Origin of the sequence: Bradyrhizobium huanghuaihaiense, from assembly GCF_007830635.1 — a bacterium.
GTDB lineage: Bacteria > Pseudomonadota > Alphaproteobacteria > Rhizobiales > Xanthobacteraceae > Bradyrhizobium > Bradyrhizobium huanghuaihaiense.
On record NZ_VLLA01000026.1, the window covers coordinates 19,112 to 37,089 of the forward strand.

Here is a 17,978-nt window from a genome sequence, read left to right on the forward strand (position 1 = left end):
AATGACTCAAGAGAGGATTAGCAGGAAGAGGTCAGTGGAACTGCCGCATTAACCATTCATTGACCATAAAAACCTATGAAAAATCATGCAGCTAACGATCCCTTACCGCGCCGCGGCAATCGCTCCGTCAAACTACGGAGACAGGTTTGCTGCGCGCGTTGAGAAGCGGCATTTCGCTACCGCATTGGCGCTGCTGGTACCGATTTTTGCGGGAGTTCCGCAAGCCTTCGCACAACAGGCGAACCAGCCGGGCTTTGATCCGCGCCAGCCCGAGAAATACTTTGAAAACCAAACCGAGCGGGAAACGCTGAACCGTCCCCCGGTCAAGCTCCCGACCGTCGGCCAAACCAACACCGGCGGCGACACCAAGCCCCAATTTGTCCTGCGCGACATCAGCGTCATCGGTGCTCATGCCATCCCTCGCGATCGTATCGCCGCGGTCTATCACCCCTATCTCGGCAAGAAGGTCTCGCAGGCGGACCTCGCCGCGATCGCCGGCGCGATCAGCGACCTCTACCGCGCCGATGGTTTCCATCTGAGCCGGGCCATCGTGCCGCCGCAAGACATTGTCGATGGCCGCGTCCGGATCCAGGTGATCGAAGGCGCCATCGTGCAGGCCGAGCTGAAAGGCGACGGCGCCGAGCCGTTCGGCGTGAGGCCGATGCTTGGGCCGGTTCTCGCCGAGCAGCCGTCGCGGCTGGCAACGCTCGAACGCCAGCTCTTCCTCATCAACGGCAGGCCCGGCGTCCGGATCACCGATACCGCGCTGGAGGAGATCGGCGGTACGACCGGCCGTTTCCGCCTCATCGTTTATTTGAAGACATGGCACGTCTTCTCGTCGTTTGGCCTGGACAATCTCGGCTCGTCCTCGGTCGGTCCATGGCAGACCTATGCGACGGGCGCGTTCAACTCCTACCTCACGCCCGGCGATACGCTGGCGGTCAACCTGTCGACCATTGCCAACGACCCGCGCGAGCTCGGCTTTGCCCGGCTGTCCTATGACGCGCCCGTCGGCGTCGACGGCGTGCGGCTCGGCGCGTCCGTGCTCTACAGCGCGGTCCGGCCGGGCGACGCCCGCCGCCTCGACAGCGACATCACCACGACCGAGGCTTTCGAGGTGCGGGCAAGCACGGTGCCCTTCATGTCGCAATCCTCGGCGCTGACGCTGACGCTGGCCGGGACCTTCAGCAACGTGTCGGAGCATGACCTGTACGGCCCCTGGTACAACGACCACATCAGGACCGCGAGCCTGACCGCCGACTACCGCCTCCAGGATCGCTTCGGCGGCACCAACTTCGCGACGCTGACCTACCGCCAGGGCCTCGACGTCTTCGGCGCCTCACATTTCGACGACGATCTGCTATCGCGCGACGGCGCCGCGTCGAACTTTTCGGTGCTGAACCTCTGGTTCACGCGCTATCAGGTGCTCAACGACGCCTGGTCGCTCAAGCTTTCCGCGGCGAGCCAGACGGCATCGCGGCCGCTGTTCACCTCGCAGCAATTCTACCTCGGCGGCGCGGCCTTTGGCCGGGGCTATGGCGCAGCCGAGATCAGCGGCGACAACGGTCTTGCCGGCTCGCTCGAGCTGCGGTTCGACCAGAAGCTCAATTTCCGCTACTGGAGCGGCTATCAGCTCTACGCCTTCGGCGACGCCGGCGTAGTCTGGAACGACGGTTACAGGCTGAACGACGGCCTGTCGCTGACGTCAGCCGGAGCCGGTGTGCGCTTCTTCCTGTGGGACGACCTCCAGGCCGATCTCGGCGTGGCCGTCCCCTTGAGCTACCGGGCGCCGGACAATGAACGCCGCAGCCCGCGCTTCCTGTTCACGCTGTCGAGCGCGTTTCGGCTCTGCCCCGAGCGCGGCCGGGGCGGCTGCCTGTAGCTCCTTTCCTTCGTGGAGCTGACCCGGCACATGACCGATTTGCGGTCTTGCGCACAGGCTTGCCTGAATTTAATCCCGTAGCCTGCTCACGATCGCTCGATCCGGGGGGCTCCAATGACCATTTTCAGTCGAAAGTGATTGGGACGGAATTATGAAGAGGGTGTTTGCAATCCTGGCGTTTTTTTGCCTGCTCGGGGTCGGCGAATATTTCATCGTCAGCCGGTTCGCGATTCGCCACGAGGCTTTGACCCTGTTCGACGCCTCGCGCCAGCGGCCGATCTCGGTCGAGATCGCGGTGCGACGCGACTACGAGACCAAGGCCAATCTCGGTCTCTGGAAGCTGCCGCTTGCCATCATCAGCAACGGCAATACCGTCAAGGCCACCGAATATTCCTTCCTCGCCAACGCGCTCGCGGCGCGCGGCTATCTCGTTGCCAGCGTCCAGCAGGACCTGCCGAGCGACCCGCCGCTGATGACCCATGTCGGTCAGCAATATGTCGGCCGGCGTGAAGTCTACATCCGCTGCGAGGCCAACATCCTTTTCACCCTGGGCGAATTGAAGCGGCGGCAAGAGAACGTCGACTACGACCACATCACCCTCGTCGGCCATTCCAATGGCGGCGACGTCTCGATGTATGTCGCCCATCAGCACCCGGAGCTGGTGTCGAAAGTCATCACCCTCGACAATCTGCGGGTGCCTTTCGTCCTCAGCGACAACATGAAGATCCTCACGTTCCGCTCGAAGGATCCGCATTTCCTCACCGACTCGGGCGTGCTGCCGACCCCGGAAGAGGCCAAGGCGCGCGGCATCGACATCGTCCACACCGGTGCGCAGCATAACGAAATGAGCGATCGCGGTCCCGATGCGGTCAAGGAGAAGATCCAGGCGACGCTCGACCGCTTCCTGCGTGACAGCGCCAGCAGCGCACTCGCTCCGGCTGATACCAAAAGTCCGATGATCATGAACCCCGGCGACTATTAGCCGGAAGCGCCTTTGCGGCAGATCAAGGCAGCTCCGGGCCTGCAGGCTAGAAAGGCCATGCAGCGTCGGAGAGGCACGTGTCGCACTATACCGAAAGTCTTGATACGAAAGGCCTCGGCCTGCCCGCAACGAGAACGCCGTCATTCGTGCGGCATCTCTATCGTGCGACCCGCAGGCTGCTGCGGTCGATCATCGCCCGCATCGATCTCTCGCAATTTCCGGGATCGTGCTGCGGATGAGCACGGTCGCAGGCGAATGCATGAAGGTTGTCCCATGCACCAGCATTTGAGACGAATTTGCCTGCTGCTCGTCATGACCTCGAGCTTGGGAACCTCCTCTGCTCTGGCCGCCGATGCCGGTCACGGTGCCGACCTCGCCAAGCGCTGGTGCGCAAGCTGCCATGTCGTGGCCAATGGCCAGGCGGCCGCCAGCGCCGACGTCCCCTCCTTTGCATCCGTTGCGCGGCGACCGGAGTTCAGTTCGGAGAAGCTCGCGTTCTTCCTGCTCGACCCGCATCCGAAGATGCCGAACTTTCCCCTGAGCCGAAGCGAAGCTGGCGACATCGCGGCCTACATCGGATCACTGCGTCCTTAGAGGCGGGACGATCGCGATACCTGCCACAAATGCAAATCCCTGCCGGAGGACCGACAGGGATCAGCAGAAAGGATGATGGACGGCGAATGAGACCTCATTCGGTGGCCCATCATGGACCTGCGCCAGCATCGAAATGCGGATCTTCATGCCGCGCAAGATCAATTTGTAGGCAGCCGGCACACAGTCCAGGAATCAGGATTTGCCCTTGCCTGACTGCATGAGACTGCCGGTCATCTGGCGCATGTGATCTCCGGCGCTGGTGAACTGGCTGCGCAGGAAATCGGACTGGATCCGCATCGCTTCCTGAAGGTCGGTGGCATGCACAAGCTTGCGTGCATGCTCGAATGCCGACTTCATGTTCTGCTCGGTGAAAGCAAGCGCCTGCTTCGACACCTCCGTCCCGGCTCCCGGAACGGACGTCATCGATTTCGTGGCGGCTTCGAAAAACATGCCGAACGCTTTTTCTGCCTGGTCAATTGTCTTCTCGGCCAGGTCGCGCAGTTCGGCCGGAACTTCGAGCTTCGGTTCGATCATGGTCGCACTCCTCCCTTTTTCTGACTGAATATCACACTTGCCGGACCGGCTTCCAGCAGCGAACGCCGGGGCAAACACCCCCCGGGAGGCGGCTTGGGCAGGAAACGGAGGGAAAAAGGCGTGAGACGCGCGGTCCGGCTCAGGACAAGGGGTGTTCGGGAAGGGCTTCTTCGGTGGCGAGGTCTTCGACGAGTTTGATCACCTCGAAACGCTGTCGAGGCGCAAGCTTCAGGAAAGCGCGGAGCAGGCGCAGGCTTTCGACCGTGCCGGTCGCAGGCGCGCCGAGCTTGAGGTGCAGTTCAGCCGCGAAGTTGAGGTTCTTCATCTCGCACCTATGACAAGCATCGGCCATCCTGAACTGACATCGGGCTCCACGCGAGGCCCGAACACCACAACCGGACACCGTGGCCAGTTCGAACTCTCGGCCGGAGGGCCCGGCAGGTTAGCACCCTCAACGACGCATCCGGGCTCAACCGAGGAGGTTGCAATTATGCCAAGGAACAACCCATCCGGCAAGCCCAACCACCGGCGTGGCGATGCTTCGCCTGCATCGCTCCACCGCAATTCCGGATAACAGGAATATGGGCCGTCGTCACCCACCTGCGTCAAGAAGCTGCATTAAATCACGCGCGCAGCACCGATTGCTGTCAACCGCACTGCGTTTCGCCTTGTTTCAGGTGTGAATGGGCATTGGTGAAGGCGCTTAGCGCCTCTTCAGCGTATACACGTAATTGTTGAGTCCCACCTCTGCGGTTGTATCGTCGACGAAATGAACGTCGATCTCACAGCCGGTTTCCAAAGTCTTGATTGACGCGCCGGCAAAGCCGAGCGAGGCAGCAAGCGCCTTCGGATCGGCCATCTTGTGGACACGCTGCATCTCGTCGAAGGCGCCCTGGAAGATCATGTCGGGGCCATAATCGGTGACCTTGTACCGCGGCTTGGCACAGGCAAAGGGGCGCGGCCCCGAGATCTCTTTCGCCTTCAGGACGACCGCCTTGCCCAACAGCCGTTCCCGCTCGGTGCCGTCAGGCTTGCGCTGCGAATCGGCCCACGGCGCGACCACGGCAGCCGTGAATGTCCAGGTGCCGACGTAGAAGGGATCTGCGGCCGCAGCAGTGCCCGCGGCGCCGACACAGACGAGAAGGTAAACAGTTCCGGCGAATTTCATCCAAGGTATCCCCTCGAGCCTTCGGCTTGGACTCGCATCTTCGCATCGAGGTTCATCGCTGCCGGGATATTTCCGCCCGTGAACCGTTGTCTAGGATCGAACGACCAAGCGTTTGCGAAACGGCCACGCAGATCACGGGCGCCATGGCTGATGAACTGATCGATTCGGGCGCGCCTCAGCACAAGGACGACGGCATGCTTTCTCGCTGCGATCTCATCAAGGGCGCCGCGGTCGCGCTTCTCACCTTCTCGATACAAGGCGCATGGGCGCAGGAGACCAAGATGAACCTGTTCAAGATCGTCACCATCAAGGACGAAATCGTCGTCGGATTGTCGGCGGAGGAGCTGCAGGCACTCGGCGGCAATGACGCGAGCGCCGTTGCACATGCGCTCGCACAGAAGGGCGACCTCACCGTCTGGCAATACAACGTGCATCGCGGCCCGAATGGCGAATTGCAGCAGGCGCCGACCGCCAAAATCGGGCTTTTGGCCAACGCCTCGCTGCGGGTCGAGCCCTACACCACGCCTTACCAGATCGTACCTCATCCGTAAGGAGCAGAACGGCGCCCCGGCGGTCGGACCGCCGGCGCGCCGCAGTCACCTGCGCCGGCCCCCACGCTCTGTCCCCGTCTCGGTCGCAAAGCCGTAGATCAGCGCCAGCCGGTCCAGGCATTCGCGAAAGCGCCGCCCGAAATAATCATTCCAGCGCTGGGTACGAACGGCACGACGCTGCCCGATCTGGTCCATGGTCAAACCCAGCACCAGCGCATCGTGCACCAGCGCGGCGCCGTCGGTGCCGAGTTCCCGCTCGACCCGATTCAGTCGCAGCACCGCCTGGCGCTGGCTTTCGGTGACGGGCTCGCGTGTGCCGGTCCCATCGACATATTCGCGGGTCGTATCCACCGCCTGAGGTCCCCGCTCCGCCCGCTCCCAATCGTTCTGGAAGGCGCGCCCGCCGCGGTATTGTGCTTCATCGATCTGGTGATGTGCGTGCAGCCGGCCGAGCGGATCGCTGCGGATCGACCGAAGGGCCAGAATCTTCTCGCCGGAATCGAGCGCCAGCGGATTGTCGACCTCCACCTCCGCCACCACGGCATTGAACGGCACCTCCCGGGACCGCCGGTCGTAGATCTGCGTCAATTTGTAGGACTTGTTGCGTCGGGGACGTGCCACTCGGATGCTCCTTGCAAGACTGACGATTGAATGGACGGCTCGGATTCAGGCGGGGGAGACCAGCCTCAGCGCGACCGGAGTTGCGATGCGAGCTGACGCAGCTCCGGAACGGCGCGTCAGGCGCGCATGCGGTGCGCAATAGCTGGAGCCCGGTTGGCGCGGATGGCCGCAGAAGGTGATTTCCTCCCCGTCCTTGTCGCCGCCGTAGGGATAGCGGCAGTCGGCCGCCTCGAGCTCGACCAGCTCGATCAGGCGCGGCTGGACGCCGACGCAGCGTAACTTGACCCGTGCGGCGGGCTTCATTGCGGACTTCGGCGGCAGGTTCAGGTTCGCCAGTGCCGAGCGGCGTGGCGAAACCAGAGCCTCGCCCGGCAAAGGCGGAACGATCGAGGGGCTCGTCATCCATTCCGGAACGACGAGTCCGAGCCGCTTGGCGCGGCCGATCACCGCGTTGCGTGTGTAAGCCGTTCCGAATCTTGCATTAATCTGCCTTCCGATCTCCGCATAAGACATTCCCTTGAGAAAATGCTCGCGAAGCGCGTCGGAGTGTTCCGACGGCCAATGGCCCGGTTCCATGATGCTGTCCTGTGATGCGCCTCCTCCGACCGCACGATCCGGAGGCGGGACACACATTCCGCTATTCCGAAGTCGGCGTCAAGCGGAAATTCTGATATTCATAATTGCATCAATTCCGAATTTCGGATTACAAGAGACGACACGATGGGCAATCGAGGGAATCACCATGTTGGACGTTGCTATGATCGAGCGGGGCCTGGAGAAGACGGGCAAGAGCAAGGGCGGCCTGGCGGCGGCCATGGGCGTGCGGCCCGGCGCGGTGTCGGAGATCCTCGGTGGCGAGCGCCTGGTGAAGGCGTCGGAAATCATTCCGATCATGGAATATCTCGAGCTCAACCTCGCACCGATCATGGGCCGCGTCGGGGCCGGCGCCGTAATCGAGCCGGATTATGAACAGGTTCCTCCGGAGGGGCTCGGCGATATCGCGCTGCCCTTCCCGATCATGGAGGAGACCGTCGCCTTCGAGATCGTCGGCGACTCGATGCTGCCCAAATACGAGAGCGGCGACGTGATCGTGGTCTACAAGGACCAACGCCATCCGCTGTCGAGCTTCTATGGCGAAGAGGCCGTGGTCCGGCTCAAGACCGGCGAACGCTATTTGAAGACCATCGAGCGGGGCAAATCTCCCTCCGTCGTCAATCTCACCAGCTTCAACGCCAAGCCGATCGTCGGCGTCAAGCTCGACTGGGTCGGCGAGATCTGCCTCTCCATGCCCAAGGGCCAGCTCGAACGACTGCGTGCCAAGTCGGCGCGTCCCCGCAAGAAGGGCAAGTAGGCAGAGGATTTCCGATTTTTGGAAATCCAACTTGACTTAGTTCTGTTTTTCGGAAATACTCTGCCGCGCACCGACCACGGCGCGGCAGGATTGCAAGATGCAGTATTTCGTCGTGATGATTGACTACGGGCGGCGTGGCCGCGAGGCGGTCGTCGATCCTGAAATCACCAGGCGCGAGGTCATCTCCCGCCTCGCCTCGGGTGAGTATCGGAACGTCTCGTTCATCCACGAGATCGTGGAGAACTCGGTCGAGGACGTGACCGAGGCCATCCTTGCCGAGGCGGCCCTCCCCCAGATCGAGCCCGAGGACGTCGACCTCCAGGCGATCCGCCTCGACCACGCCCGCGACCTGCGCAAGCACGAACGGACGTGATGCAGGCCGCGGCGGCCTGCATCACGTCTGGACGAATATTACACCAGGAGAACGGTCGATCCCGTCGTCTTGCGCGCGGCAAGATCAGCATGCGCCTTGGCCGCGTCCTTCAGCGGATAGGTCTGGTGCACCTCGATCTTCACCGCACCGGACTTGACGACGTCGAACAGCTCGCCCGCCATCGCCACCAGGTTCTCGCGCTTGGCAGCATAGGTGAACAGCGTCGGCCGGGTGACGTAAAGCGAGCCCTTCTGGGCGAGCAGGCCGAGATTGAGTGGCTCGACCGCGCCTGAGGACTGGCCGAACAGCGCAGCGACGCCGAGCGGCGCGAGACAATCCAGCGATTTCAGGAATGTGTCCTTGCCGACGGAATCGTACACCACCGGCACCTTCTTGCCGCCAGTGATCTCGTCGACCCGCTTCACGAAATCCTCGCGCGTGTAGATGATCACATGCTCGCAGCCATGCGCCTTGGCGAGCTTCGCCTTTTCGTCGTTGCTGACCGTGCCGATCACGGTCGCGCCGAGATGCTTGGCCCACTGGCTGAGAATGAGGCCGACGCCGCCGGCGGCAGCATGGAGCAGAATTGTGTCACCGGCCTTCACCCGATAGGTCTGCCGGATCAGGTACTGCGTCGTCAGTCCCTTCAGCATCATCGCCGCCGCGGTCTTGTCATCGACGCCATCGGGCAGCTTCAAGAGACGGTCGGCGGGGATCAGCCGCGCCTCCGAATAGGCACCGAGCGGCGAGGCGCCATAAGCGACGCGATCACCAGGCTTCAGATCGGTGACACCCGGACCGACCTCCTCAACGACGCCGGCCGCCTCGCTGCCGAGCCCGCTCGGCAATTGCGCAGGATAGAGACCGGAACGGTTGTAGATGTCGACGAAGTTGAGGCCGACGGCCGTGTGGCGAATGCGCGCCTCGCCAGGTCCGGGCTTGCCGACACTGACCTCTTCCCAGACCAGGACCTCAGGGCCGCCGGTCTTGTGAAAGCGAATGGCATGCGTCATGGGGTTGCTCCCTTATCGTTGCAGTGATGGTCCGAGAACCGGATCGGCCTGTGAAATAGGCATTTGGTCCGCCCGTTACAGTACAGAGCCGTAACAAGAATGTCACAGCGAACGACAAACACCGGCCGTTCCGCCTCTGTTCGAAAGAGTTGATGACGGCCTTGGGGCAACCGGCAGTACCTTTTGCGCGGGGATTGGTGGTCGCCTGCGAAGGAGAGCCGAGATGCCAGCTTATGTACAGCTTCATCAGGACATCGAAATCGCGCCTGTAATTTGCCCGACGTGCATGGGGTTCCTGCCAATGTATGTGCGCGAGGTCGAGCCGCATTGGAGCCTTGCCAAGATCGACTTCGTCTACGAATGCGCCGATTGCGGCGCCGAGGTCCGGCAGACGATCCGCAAGCCGGAGCTGCTGCGGCACTGAGCGCGACCGAAGAACTGCTCAACTATTTGCGCTGAACGGAAAAAACGCCGCTCACGCGGATGTCTCCCAAACGAGGCTTGTTCTTTGCCGGGAACGCAGGCAGAACAAGCCTCAAGCAAGACCTTTGGGAGCGCCATTTCGTGGCAGATCAGAAGGCCTCGACGTCGATCGAGGCAGTGGAGAGCGGCCTCGCCGCGCAGGGTTATATCGCGAGCCGGCAGATCGCGACCGCCGTCTATTTGTCGCAACAGATCGAGAAGCCGATCCTGGTGGAAGGCCCCGCGGGCGTCGGCAAGACCGAGCTCGCCAAGGCGATCGCCGCCTGGCGCGGCATGAAGATGATCCGCCTGCAGTGCTACGAAGGCCTCGACGAGGCCAAGGCGCTCTACGAGTGGAAATACGCCAAGCAGCTTCTCTACACGCAGATCCTCAAGGACAAGCTCGGCGAAGTGCTCGGCGGCGCGCAAACGCTGCACGCCGCGCTCGATCAACTCCACGATTTCGGCGACGTGTTCTTCTCCAAGGAGTTCGTCGAGCCGCGCCCGCTGCTCCAGGCGCTGGAACAGCCGGGCGGCTGCGTGCTGCTGATCGACGAGATCGACAAGTCGGACGCTGAATTCGAGTCGCTGCTGCTGGAAATCCTGTCCGACTTCCAGGTCACGATCCCCGAACTCGGCACCGTCTCGGCGATCACCCCGCCAACGGTGATCCTCACCTCCAACAGCGAGCGCGATCTCGGCGACGCCCTGAAGCGACGCTGCCTGCATCTGCATATCGGCTTCCCCGAGCAGCGGCTGGAGGAGCGCATCGTCGAGAGCCGTGTGCCCGGCATCTCGCAGACCTTGCGCCGGCAGATGGTCGGCTTCATCCACGAGATCCGGTCGCTCGATCTGAAGAAGCTGCCCTCGGTCAGCGAGACCATCGACTGGGCGCGCGTGCTGGTGCTGCTGCAGGCGACCGAGCTCGACACCGACATCGTCAAGGACACGCTCAACGTGCTCCTGAAATACGAGGCCGATATCGAGGCGGCGGCGCCGCAAGTGACGACCTTCATTGCCAAGGCAGCCCGATCCAACGTCTTCGGTTGACGCCGATGCGCGAGAACCTCCATCGTTTCTTTCGGGCGGCGCGGGGCGTGGGCGTCCACGTCTCGCCAGCCGAGAGCATCGATGCGATGCGCGCGGTGTCGCAGGTCGGCTTTTCCGACCGGACCATCCTGCGCGACGCTCTGCTGCTGACGCTCGCCAAATCCCAGGACGAGAAGCTCGCGCTCCGCGACTGCTTCGATCTGTTCTTCAGCCAGCCCGAACCGCGACAGGAGCAGCCCGAGGGCGCCGACCAGGACACCGCACAGGACGCAGATCAAGCGCCCTCCTCCGGCGCGGCCAGTGATGCTGGCGGCGGTTCACCGCAGCAGGAACTGGGCCCGCTCGCGCAGATGCTGCTGTCGCAGGATCGCAATGCCATCGCGGCCGCGATCGCCAGTGCCTCCGGCGCCGCGTCCCTGTCCGACATCCGCTACTCGACCCAGCGCGGCATCTTCTCCAGCCGCATCCTCGATGCCATGGGCCTGCAGCGCCTGCGCGACGATCTCGACGAGCTCACCGCGACCAATCCGTCGCTGGCCGAACGCCTGCGCACCGCGCTCGATGGTTTGCGCGAGGCGGTGCGCGACACGGTCTCGCAGGGGCTTGCACTCTATGCCCGCGAGGAAGCCGAAAACCTCCGCAACGAGATCCTGCGCAACGCGCCGCTCGCGCGCATCGAGCGGCGTCAGGTTGCCGAGATGCGTGCCCTCATCCGCCAGATCGCGCGCCGGCTGCGGGAGCGCTATTCCAAGCCGCGCAAGCGCCAGCGCCGTGGCCATCTCGACGTCCGCCGCACGCTGCGCCGGAACGCGGCCTGGGGCGGCGTGCCCTTCCTGACCGCGTGGAAGCGCAAGCACCGCGACCGGCCGAAGATCGTGGCGCTCTGCGACGTCTCGGGCTCGGTTGCGCAGGTGTCCGATTTCTTCCTGCTGCTGATCCACTCCCTGCACGAGGTCGTCGACGACGTCCGCTCCTTCGCCTTCTCCTCGCATCTGATCGAGGTCAGCCAGATCCTGGAATCAAAGTCGCCGGAAGAGGCGATGGCCGAGATCATGTCCAAGGTCGGTTTCGGCTCGTCGGACTACGGCTCCTCGCTGGTCGATTTCGAGAAGGAGTTCATGAGCATGCTGACACCGCAGACCACCGTGATCGTGCTCGGCGATGCCCGCAGCAACAACCTCGACCCGCGCGCCGATATCCTGCGCCGCATCTCCGAGCGCTCGAAGCGGCTGGTCTGGCTCAATCCCGAGGGGCGGCTCGCCTGGGGCTTTGGCGATTCCGAGATGCCGCGCTATGCGACCTTTTGCAGCGTCGTGCGCCAATGCGCCACCGCGCAGCAGCTCGAGCGCGCGGTGTCCGACATCGTGGCGACTTATCAGTAGGCGGCGACGACGACCTCTCGCGTCAGGCGGCGGTCAACTCGGCCTGGATGAGATTGCACTCCCGAAAGTGATACGCGATTTCGTCGAGCGCGCGCTGCTCCCACTCCTGGGCCTGCGCGAGCCAGAACACCCGGCGCTCCGAATCCAGCGCAGCGCGCTCACGGCACAGGGATTCCTGACTGCGAATTTCCACCAGCCTGTTCATGCACTCCACTCCTGCCGTGTGAAGCCATTCCCCGCGAATCAACGTAACAGAGTCCCGAGTCCCTCGCCTCATGATTTCTGTGCATATCGCGACGCAGAATGGGACAGCTGTGCTTCCCGTGCACCGCGACAATTCGCAGCGCAACATCAAATGCGGATCATCAATTAGTGATCGTCGGGACGATATTCGCGCGCAAACGATCTTAACTCCTGTGGCCGCAATGAAGTGCCGCAATTTGTGAAGAGATGTTCTAAACAGCTGACCGAATTCCCGACTCATTGTCGTCGCACGGTCTTCATGTGGCGCCGCTAACAGGGGCACGCGAACCGGACGATCGCCTGAGGCAACATGAGCAACGATTTCGACTTCGATCTTTCATCCGACCAGTGGGAAGCGCTGAAGGCGCTTCGCAACCCGGTGTCGAACGGTCGCCTCGCGAAGGCCTATGTCGTCGGAAGCCTGGTTGAGCTTGGCCTTGTCGTGGTCAATGACGGCGTTCCGGCAATCACACCGGCCGGCCGCAGGGCGCTGGTGCGCGGATCGTGCAGATTGCTGGACCTCGCCGCTTAACGCAGGCGTCAAAAGATCTGCGCGATCACGATCGCGTAGGCAACGAACACCGTCCCAAGTCCCCACACCATCGCCGGAATCTGCGACCGCCGGCCGACGGCCACTTCCAGGGCGATGTAGCTCAGCGTGCCCAGGGCCATTCCGTTGATAAGGTTGTTGGTCAGCACGGTGACGAGCAGCGTCAGCACGATCGGAACCGCATTGACGAGATCGGTCATGTCGATGCGGGCGAGCCCCTGCATCATCAGCACGCCCACGAGCACCAGCGCGGGCGCGGTCGCTTGCGCCGGGATGATGACGAAGATCGGCCAGAAGAACAATGCGAGAAAGAAGAATCCCGCGACAGTCAGCGAGGTCAGGCCGGTGCGGCCGCCGGCCTGCACGCCCGTGATCGATTCGATGTAGGCCGTGACGACGGACGTCCCGAGCAGCGGTCCCACCACCGAAGCCGTCGCATCGGTCGCAAATGCTGCAGTGGCGTTCGGGATCGAGCCATCGGGCTTGCGTAAGTTGGCAGCCCCCGTCACGCCGATCAGCGTGCCCAGCGTCGAAAAGAATTCGGCGCACAGGAAATAGAACAGCAGCGGCAGCGCCACGACGAAGTGGCTGAAGAGATAGCCGATGTCGAGCGCCATGAAGGTGCTGGTCGGCCAGCGCGGCCACGCCATGATGGCTGATGGCACCGAGGTCACCATCTTGCCGTTGGCACCCGGAACGAAGAAGCCGATCAGGGTCAGCACTGCGATCGACAGGATCAGCGCCGCCGGCACCCGGCGCGCCACCAGGACCGGCGTGAGCAGGAGGCCGAACAACGTCAGCAGCACCGGCGGGCTGCGCAGGGATCCCATGGCAATGTAGGTCGACGGATTCGGGACGACGAACCCGGCGCCCCGCAGCGCAATGAAGACGATGAGGGTACCGACCGCCGCCTGGATGCCGATCTTCAGCGCTTCCGGCACGTCCTTCGCGACTTTCTCGCGCAGCTTCGACAGGCTGAGGATCAGGAACAGAACGCCGGTGAAAGCGACCATCGCGAGCGCGCCCTGCCAGGGCATGCCCATCTGCTTGACGATGACATAGGTGAAGATGACGTTCGATCCCATTGCGGGCGCAACCGCGAGCGGCAGGTTGGCCCACAGCCCCATCATGACGGAGCCGAAGATCGCGGCGAGCGCCGTGGCGCTGACGAGATCGGCGCGATCCATCCCGGCGTTGGACATGATCGCGGGGTTGACGGCGATGATATAGGCCATGGCTGCGAACGTCGTTGCTCCGGCCATCACCTCGCGGCCAATGCTCGTGCCACGTTCGGTGAGGCCAAAGGTGCGATCGAGCAGCCCGGAGGCTGCACGCGGAGCCGGCTCGGCGGGAGCGGCTTGCGGCTTCGTCATCTCATTCATCGCAGTCTTCCCCTACCAGACCACCGGATGCGCTTCGCCGGTCTGCACGTTGATGAAGCCGAGCGGCGCCTGCTCGCACGGCGCCACCAGCACCCAGCTCCAGGGCGCGCAGGTCAGCGTTGCAAACATGAGCCGCTCTGGGAATCCCGGATACCAGCGCGGACGGAACGTCGGCTCGTACATCCAGTCGACCTTGCGGCCTTCCGCATAGAGCGCCTGCATCTCGGCATCGAGCGCTTGCGCGGAACGACAGCTCATCAGCCCACCGACCTCGAAGCGTACGGTGGCAACGAGCTCACCCTCGCGCACCAGCGCCCATCCGCCCTGAAGCTCGATCAGCGCGTTGACTGCCTTTGCCATCGCCGCGTCGGACGAGCCGACCACCCAGATATTGTGCTTGTCGTGCGCCACCGAACAGGCAACTGCCGTCTCCGGCGTGCGCGGTCCGCAGCCGCGCCAAAACATCTTGGCCACACGCCCGTCGCCGGAAAAGCGATCGACGATGGCAAATTTGGTGATGGCCTCGCTCTCGTCGCGCTGCACGGCACCGTCACGCACCGGCAGCTCGAGCGTGTAGAACTCGGGATGCCAATGGAAGGGGCGGATCACGGCCGCCTTCATCGTGCTTCGGCCGGGTTCGGCTCGCAGCTCGAAATCCTGAGACTTGACCGTGCGCTTGATGTTGACAGTCTTCGTTGCCCAATCCGGCCACTGGATGTCAGGCACCTTGCCGAGATAGCGCTTGCCGTCGGAAACCTGCGCGCCATCGGCCCACACTTCGGCAATCGTGAGCTTGGCAACATCCGAGAGCAGCACCACGTCGCCGAAACGCCCAGGAGCCAGGCTGCCGACGAACGGCGTAAGGCGCATGTGCCGCGCCGGATTGATGGTGAGACACTGGATTGCGATTTCAGGTGCAAGGCCGGCCTCGATCGCGACCCGCGCATTGTGATCGCTGGCGCCGAGCTCGAGCGTGTGGCTGGCGCTGCGGTCATCCGTGGTGAACGCGATCTGCGACCAGTCCTGAAGGCCCCTCGCGAGGAGCCATCTGACGATCTCGTCCATGGCATAAACGCGCAACTCGACGAACAGGCCGCGCGTGAGCTTGTCCCAGGTCTCCTCCGGCGTCTGCACTTCGTGGTCGGACGCGAGCCCGGCCGCGGCAAACGCGTTGATGGAGGGCAGATCCCGCAGGCCGGAGGCATGGCCTTCGACAACTCCGCGCGCCGCGAACGTCGCCTCGATCATGCCCCAGAGCCGCTTGTAGGAGGGATTGTCTGGATTCCAAACCGCCGGCCAGTCCATGACTTCGTCGAGCCCGGTGACCATCAGGCTCTCGCCCATGAAGCGCGCCTGCTCGTCGTGGCCGTACCAACCGCCACCCCATTCGTAAGCCGTCGGCGGCACCGCCGAGCCCGGCTGCGGAAAGATTTTTAGCGGCGAGCCGCGGCGGCGTGCCTCGAACCAGAATTCGAGATTGCGCGCGCCGTTGACATTCGAGAATTCGTGGCTCGCCTCGCAGGTCCAGGTATTGCCGTGCGGCAGCACCAGCGCCGCCTCCCATTCAGGCGTCAGATGCGAGCTTTCAATATGCTTGTGCACTTCGCCAAAGCCTGGGACGGCCGCAAGATCCTGCCGGTGCACGCGCTCGCGCACCTCGCCGGGATAGCTGCCGGCCGGTCCAACCCAGGCGATGCGGCGGCCCTTGAAGACGATCTCCTGATCCTCATTCCAGGTGCGGCTGTGCACGTCGAGCAATTTGCCGACCCGCAAGGAGCGATCGGCCGGGCGGCGGCCGAGCGCCGTCAGCACCAGGTCCTGGCGGATGCGAACCTCGTCGGGCGCGTTGATCAGGAGATCATCGGGGATCGCGTTCATGGCTTGCCTCACTCTACGCCAGCGCTTTCGCGCGCCGTGCTTCGCTTGCGCGGCGATTTTCCGGTCTTGCCGGCGCGCGCCCCAGCGGCATCGCGCCGACGGACATCCTTCAAAAGCGTCGTGAGCGCCCATTCGATCGCGTCGGCGATCTCGGCGCTGGACATGTCAAAGTCCTCGCGCATCGCATTCCAGGCCAGCACGTTGTTGAGATAGGACGCGAGCGCCTCCGCCTGGCGGACTTCCTTGGCGGGAAGATGCCGTACCAGCGGCGCCATCGCCTTGCGATGCTGGTCGATCAGGTGCCGCCGGAAGCCGGCGCGCACCGTCCGGCCCGCCCGCGTCATCGCAATGGCACGCGCCAGATGCGGATGACGGTCGAACCGCTTGCACAGCTTGCGGAAAATATCCGGCAGTTCGTCGGGCGAGGTGAAGGGAATATAGCTGAAGACGTTGTCCTCGATCCACTCGCCGGCCGCAACGAACAGCTCCGCGCGGGTCTTGAAGTGGCGATAGATGGTTCGCTCGGCCACCTTGGCGCGCTTGGCCACCGCGGCCATGGAAACGTCGTCGGCCGCCTCGTCCTCCAGCGTCTGGACAAAAGCGGCGACGATGCGCTGCCGCGTCATCTCGGCATATTCGTCGCGAAGACTGGCGATATGTCGCTTTGCTGTACTCATGTCATAAGTCTGACATCAGACAAATTGGAGGGTCAAGCCGAGAGTTGAGGCAGGCCGCGCCGCAACAATGGGCGTCGGCCCCGCGCGTGGGGGCCGGCGCCCCACGCGAGCTCATCGATCGCCCGCCGCCTGAAATATGGACTTTTGCGCGTCGCCAAAATCGGATTTGCTCTGCCGAGAACTGCGCGCAACGGCGCCGCGCGGACGGCAAGGGAGCTGATCATGAACGGGCTCGGTGGGCTGAACAAATCTCCCAACGGCGTGGTTGTCGGACTTGTGCAGCTGCAACTGCCTAACGTCGTGACCCCCGCCGATCTGGCCAAGCAGGCCGAGCGCATCGTCTGGATGGTCGGCAAGGCGCGCCGCAATCTCTCCACCATGGATCTGGTGGTGTTCCCCGAATACTCGCTGCACGGCCTCTCGATGGACACCAATCCCGAGATCATGTGCCGGCTTGACGGACCGGAGGTCGCCGCCTTCAAGAAGGCCTGCGTCGACAACAAGATCTGGGGCTGCTTCTCCATCATGGAGTTCAACCCGCACGGCAATCCCTACAATTCCGGCCTGATCATCGACGATCACGGCGAGATCAAGCTCTACTACCGAAAACTTCATCCCTGGATTCCGGTCGAACCGTGGGAGCCCGGCGATATCGGCATTCCCGTGATCGAGGGACCGAAGGGCGCGAAGATCGCACTGATCATCTGCCATGACGGCATGTTCCCGGAGATGGCGCGGGAATGCGCCTATAAGGGCGCCGAGATCATGATCCGCACCGCCGGCTACACGGCGCCGATCCGCGACGCCTGGCGCTTCACCAATCAGGCCAATTCGTTCCAGAATCTGATGGTCACGGCGAACGTCTGCATGTGCGGCTCGGACGGCTCGTTCGATTCCATGGGCGAAGGCATGATCGTCAATTTCGACGGCACCGTGCTGGCGCACGGCACCACCGGCCGCGCCGACGAGATCATCACCGCCGAGGTTCGTCCGGATCTCGTGCGCGAGGCCCGCATCAATTGGGGCGTCGAGAACAACATCTACCAGCTCTGGCACCGCGGCTATGTCGCGGTGAAGGGCGGCGCGATGGACTGCCCCTACACGTTCATGCAGGACATGGTCGCGGGCACCTTCCGATTGCCGTGGGAAGATCAGGTGAAGGTCACCGACGGCACCTCGTGCGGCTTCCCGGCCCCGACGCGGATGTTTGGTAGGACTGCCAAGGCGGCGGAATAGCCCCGGTTCCTCGGGCGTAACCGCGACATTCTGGCACGGTTGTTGCTCC

General features: G+C 63.4%; 22 protein-coding genes. 12 read left to right on the forward strand and 10 right to left on the reverse strand.

The window, feature by feature from the left end; genetic code table 11:
- The first annotated feature begins 85 nt into the window (after nt 1–85).
- From IQ16_RS36080 to IQ16_RS36090, 4 genes are all read left to right on the forward strand, one after another.
- The gene (locus IQ16_RS36080) at nt 86–1,882 is read left to right on the forward strand and encodes a ShlB/FhaC/HecB family hemolysin secretion/activation protein (protein WP_018644780.1); all 1,797 of its coding nucleotides are present in this window, start codon (nt 86–88) and stop codon (nt 1,880–1,882) included.
- Between the two features lie 151 nt (nt 1,883–2,033).
- Nucleotides 2,034–2,864 carry an alpha/beta fold hydrolase gene (locus IQ16_RS36085; protein WP_018644781.1) on the forward strand — a complete coding sequence of 277 codons (831 nt, stop codon included), beginning with the start codon at nt 2,034–2,036 and terminating at the stop codon, nt 2,862–2,864.
- 77 nt (nt 2,865–2,941) lie between these two features.
- Nucleotides 2,942–3,103 (forward strand): hypothetical protein, encoded by a 162-nt coding sequence (locus IQ16_RS45325; RefSeq protein WP_158646960.1) that lies wholly within the window; start codon nt 2,942–2,944, stop codon nt 3,101–3,103.
- Nucleotides 3,104–3,137: 34 nt separating this feature from the next.
- A complete protein-coding gene (locus tag IQ16_RS36090; RefSeq protein WP_018644782.1) occupies nt 3,138–3,458 on the forward strand; it encodes a c-type cytochrome in 321 nt (106 codons plus the stop codon).
- Nucleotides 3,459–3,650: 192 nt separating this feature from the next.
- Here the strand turns inward: IQ16_RS36090 and IQ16_RS36095 are convergent, their stop codons facing one another.
- From IQ16_RS36095 to IQ16_RS36105, 3 genes are all read right to left on the reverse strand, one after another.
- Entirely contained in the window at nt 3,651–3,992 is a 342-nt protein-coding gene (locus IQ16_RS36095; protein ID WP_018644784.1) for a phasin, read from the reverse strand.
- 139 nt (nt 3,993–4,131) lie between these two features.
- Entirely contained in the window at nt 4,132–4,317 is a 186-nt protein-coding gene (locus IQ16_RS36100; protein WP_018644785.1) for a hypothetical protein, read from the reverse strand.
- 378 nt (nt 4,318–4,695) lie between these two features.
- Nucleotides 4,696–5,160 carry a hypothetical protein gene (locus IQ16_RS36105; protein WP_018644786.1) on the reverse strand — a complete coding sequence of 155 codons (465 nt, stop codon included), beginning with the start codon at nt 5,158–5,160 and terminating at the stop codon, nt 4,696–4,698.
- A gap of 194 nt (nt 5,161–5,354) precedes the next feature.
- On the opposite strand from IQ16_RS36105, the gene IQ16_RS36110 reads away from it, so the two are divergent.
- The gene (locus IQ16_RS36110; RefSeq protein WP_026312267.1) at nt 5,355–5,711 is read left to right on the forward strand and encodes a hypothetical protein; all 357 of its coding nucleotides are present in this window, start codon (nt 5,355–5,357) and stop codon (nt 5,709–5,711) included.
- A gap of 45 nt (nt 5,712–5,756) precedes the next feature.
- On the opposite strand, the gene IQ16_RS36115 is transcribed toward IQ16_RS36110, so the two are convergent.
- Both IQ16_RS36115 and IQ16_RS36120 read right to left on the reverse strand, forming a co-directional pair.
- Nucleotides 5,757–6,332 carry a hypothetical protein gene (locus IQ16_RS36115; RefSeq protein ID WP_018644788.1) on the reverse strand — a complete coding sequence of 192 codons (576 nt, stop codon included), beginning with the start codon at nt 6,330–6,332 and terminating at the stop codon, nt 5,757–5,759.
- Nucleotides 6,333–6,377: 45 nt separating this feature from the next.
- Complete coding sequence (locus IQ16_RS36120) at nt 6,378–6,908, reverse strand: GcrA family cell cycle regulator (RefSeq protein ID WP_026312268.1); 531 nt, start codon at nt 6,906–6,908, stop codon at nt 6,378–6,380.
- A gap of 166 nt (nt 6,909–7,074) precedes the next feature.
- Between IQ16_RS36120 and IQ16_RS36125 the strand changes: the two genes are divergently transcribed.
- Nucleotides 7,075–7,683, forward strand: a complete 609-nt coding sequence (locus IQ16_RS36125) for a S24 family peptidase (protein WP_018644790.1) — start codon at nt 7,075–7,077, stop codon at nt 7,681–7,683.
- A 97-nt stretch (nt 7,684–7,780) separates the two neighbouring features.
- A complete protein-coding gene (locus tag IQ16_RS36130) occupies nt 7,781–8,056 on the forward strand; it encodes a hypothetical protein (protein WP_018644791.1) in 276 nt (91 codons plus the stop codon).
- Between the two features lie 38 nt (nt 8,057–8,094).
- Here IQ16_RS36130 and IQ16_RS36135 read toward each other — a convergent pair whose 3' ends face one another.
- Nucleotides 8,095–9,069: a quinone oxidoreductase family protein gene (locus tag IQ16_RS36135; protein WP_018644792.1), complete on the reverse strand. Its 975-nt coding sequence runs from the start codon at nt 9,067–9,069 to the stop codon at nt 8,095–8,097.
- Between the two features lie 223 nt (nt 9,070–9,292).
- Here IQ16_RS36135 and IQ16_RS36140 point away from each other — a divergent pair, with 223 nt between their 5' ends.
- The 3 genes from IQ16_RS36140 to IQ16_RS36150 all read left to right on the forward strand — a co-directional run bounded on the left by IQ16_RS36140 (nt 9,293) and on the right by IQ16_RS36150 (nt 11,963).
- Nucleotides 9,293–9,493: a hypothetical protein gene (locus tag IQ16_RS36140; RefSeq protein WP_018644793.1), complete on the forward strand. Its 201-nt coding sequence runs from the start codon at nt 9,293–9,295 to the stop codon at nt 9,491–9,493.
- Nucleotides 9,494–9,633: 140 nt separating this feature from the next.
- On the forward strand, nt 9,634–10,581 hold the full coding sequence (locus IQ16_RS36145) for an AAA family ATPase (protein WP_026312269.1): 948 nt from the start codon (nt 9,634–9,636) through the stop codon (nt 10,579–10,581).
- 5 nt (nt 10,582–10,586) lie between these two features.
- On the forward strand, nt 10,587–11,963 hold the full coding sequence (locus IQ16_RS36150; protein WP_026312270.1) for a vWA domain-containing protein: 1,377 nt from the start codon (nt 10,587–10,589) through the stop codon (nt 11,961–11,963).
- A gap of 22 nt (nt 11,964–11,985) precedes the next feature.
- On the opposite strand, the gene IQ16_RS36155 is transcribed toward IQ16_RS36150, so the two are convergent.
- Complete coding sequence (locus tag IQ16_RS36155) at nt 11,986–12,168, reverse strand: hypothetical protein (protein WP_018644796.1); 183 nt, start codon at nt 12,166–12,168, stop codon at nt 11,986–11,988.
- Nucleotides 12,169–12,516: 348 nt separating this feature from the next.
- Here IQ16_RS36155 and IQ16_RS36160 point away from each other — a divergent pair, with 348 nt between their 5' ends.
- The gene (locus IQ16_RS36160) at nt 12,517–12,738 is read left to right on the forward strand and encodes a hypothetical protein (RefSeq protein WP_018644797.1); all 222 of its coding nucleotides are present in this window, start codon (nt 12,517–12,519) and stop codon (nt 12,736–12,738) included.
- Nucleotides 12,739–12,746: 8 nt separating this feature from the next.
- On the opposite strand, the gene IQ16_RS36165 is transcribed toward IQ16_RS36160, so the two are convergent.
- The 3 genes from IQ16_RS36165 to IQ16_RS36175 are packed head-to-tail and all read right to left on the reverse strand — an operon-like array spanning nt 12,747 to nt 16,693.
- A complete protein-coding gene (locus IQ16_RS36165; RefSeq protein WP_018644798.1) occupies nt 12,747–14,138 on the reverse strand; it encodes an NCS2 family permease in 1,392 nt (463 codons plus the stop codon).
- A 12-nt stretch (nt 14,139–14,150) separates the two neighbouring features.
- On the reverse strand, nt 14,151–16,016 hold the full coding sequence (locus IQ16_RS36170; RefSeq protein ID WP_035666973.1) for an adenine deaminase: 1,866 nt from the start codon (nt 16,014–16,016) through the stop codon (nt 14,151–14,153).
- A gap of 8 nt (nt 16,017–16,024) precedes the next feature.
- The gene (locus tag IQ16_RS36175; protein WP_018644800.1) at nt 16,025–16,693 is read right to left on the reverse strand and encodes a TetR/AcrR family transcriptional regulator; all 669 of its coding nucleotides are present in this window, start codon (nt 16,691–16,693) and stop codon (nt 16,025–16,027) included.
- Between the two features lie 222 nt (nt 16,694–16,915).
- Between IQ16_RS36175 and IQ16_RS36180 the strand changes: the two genes are divergently transcribed.
- The gene (locus IQ16_RS36180; protein WP_026312271.1) at nt 16,916–17,929 is read left to right on the forward strand and encodes a formamidase; all 1,014 of its coding nucleotides are present in this window, start codon (nt 16,916–16,918) and stop codon (nt 17,927–17,929) included.
- Nucleotides 17,930–17,978: the final 49 nt, after the last annotated feature.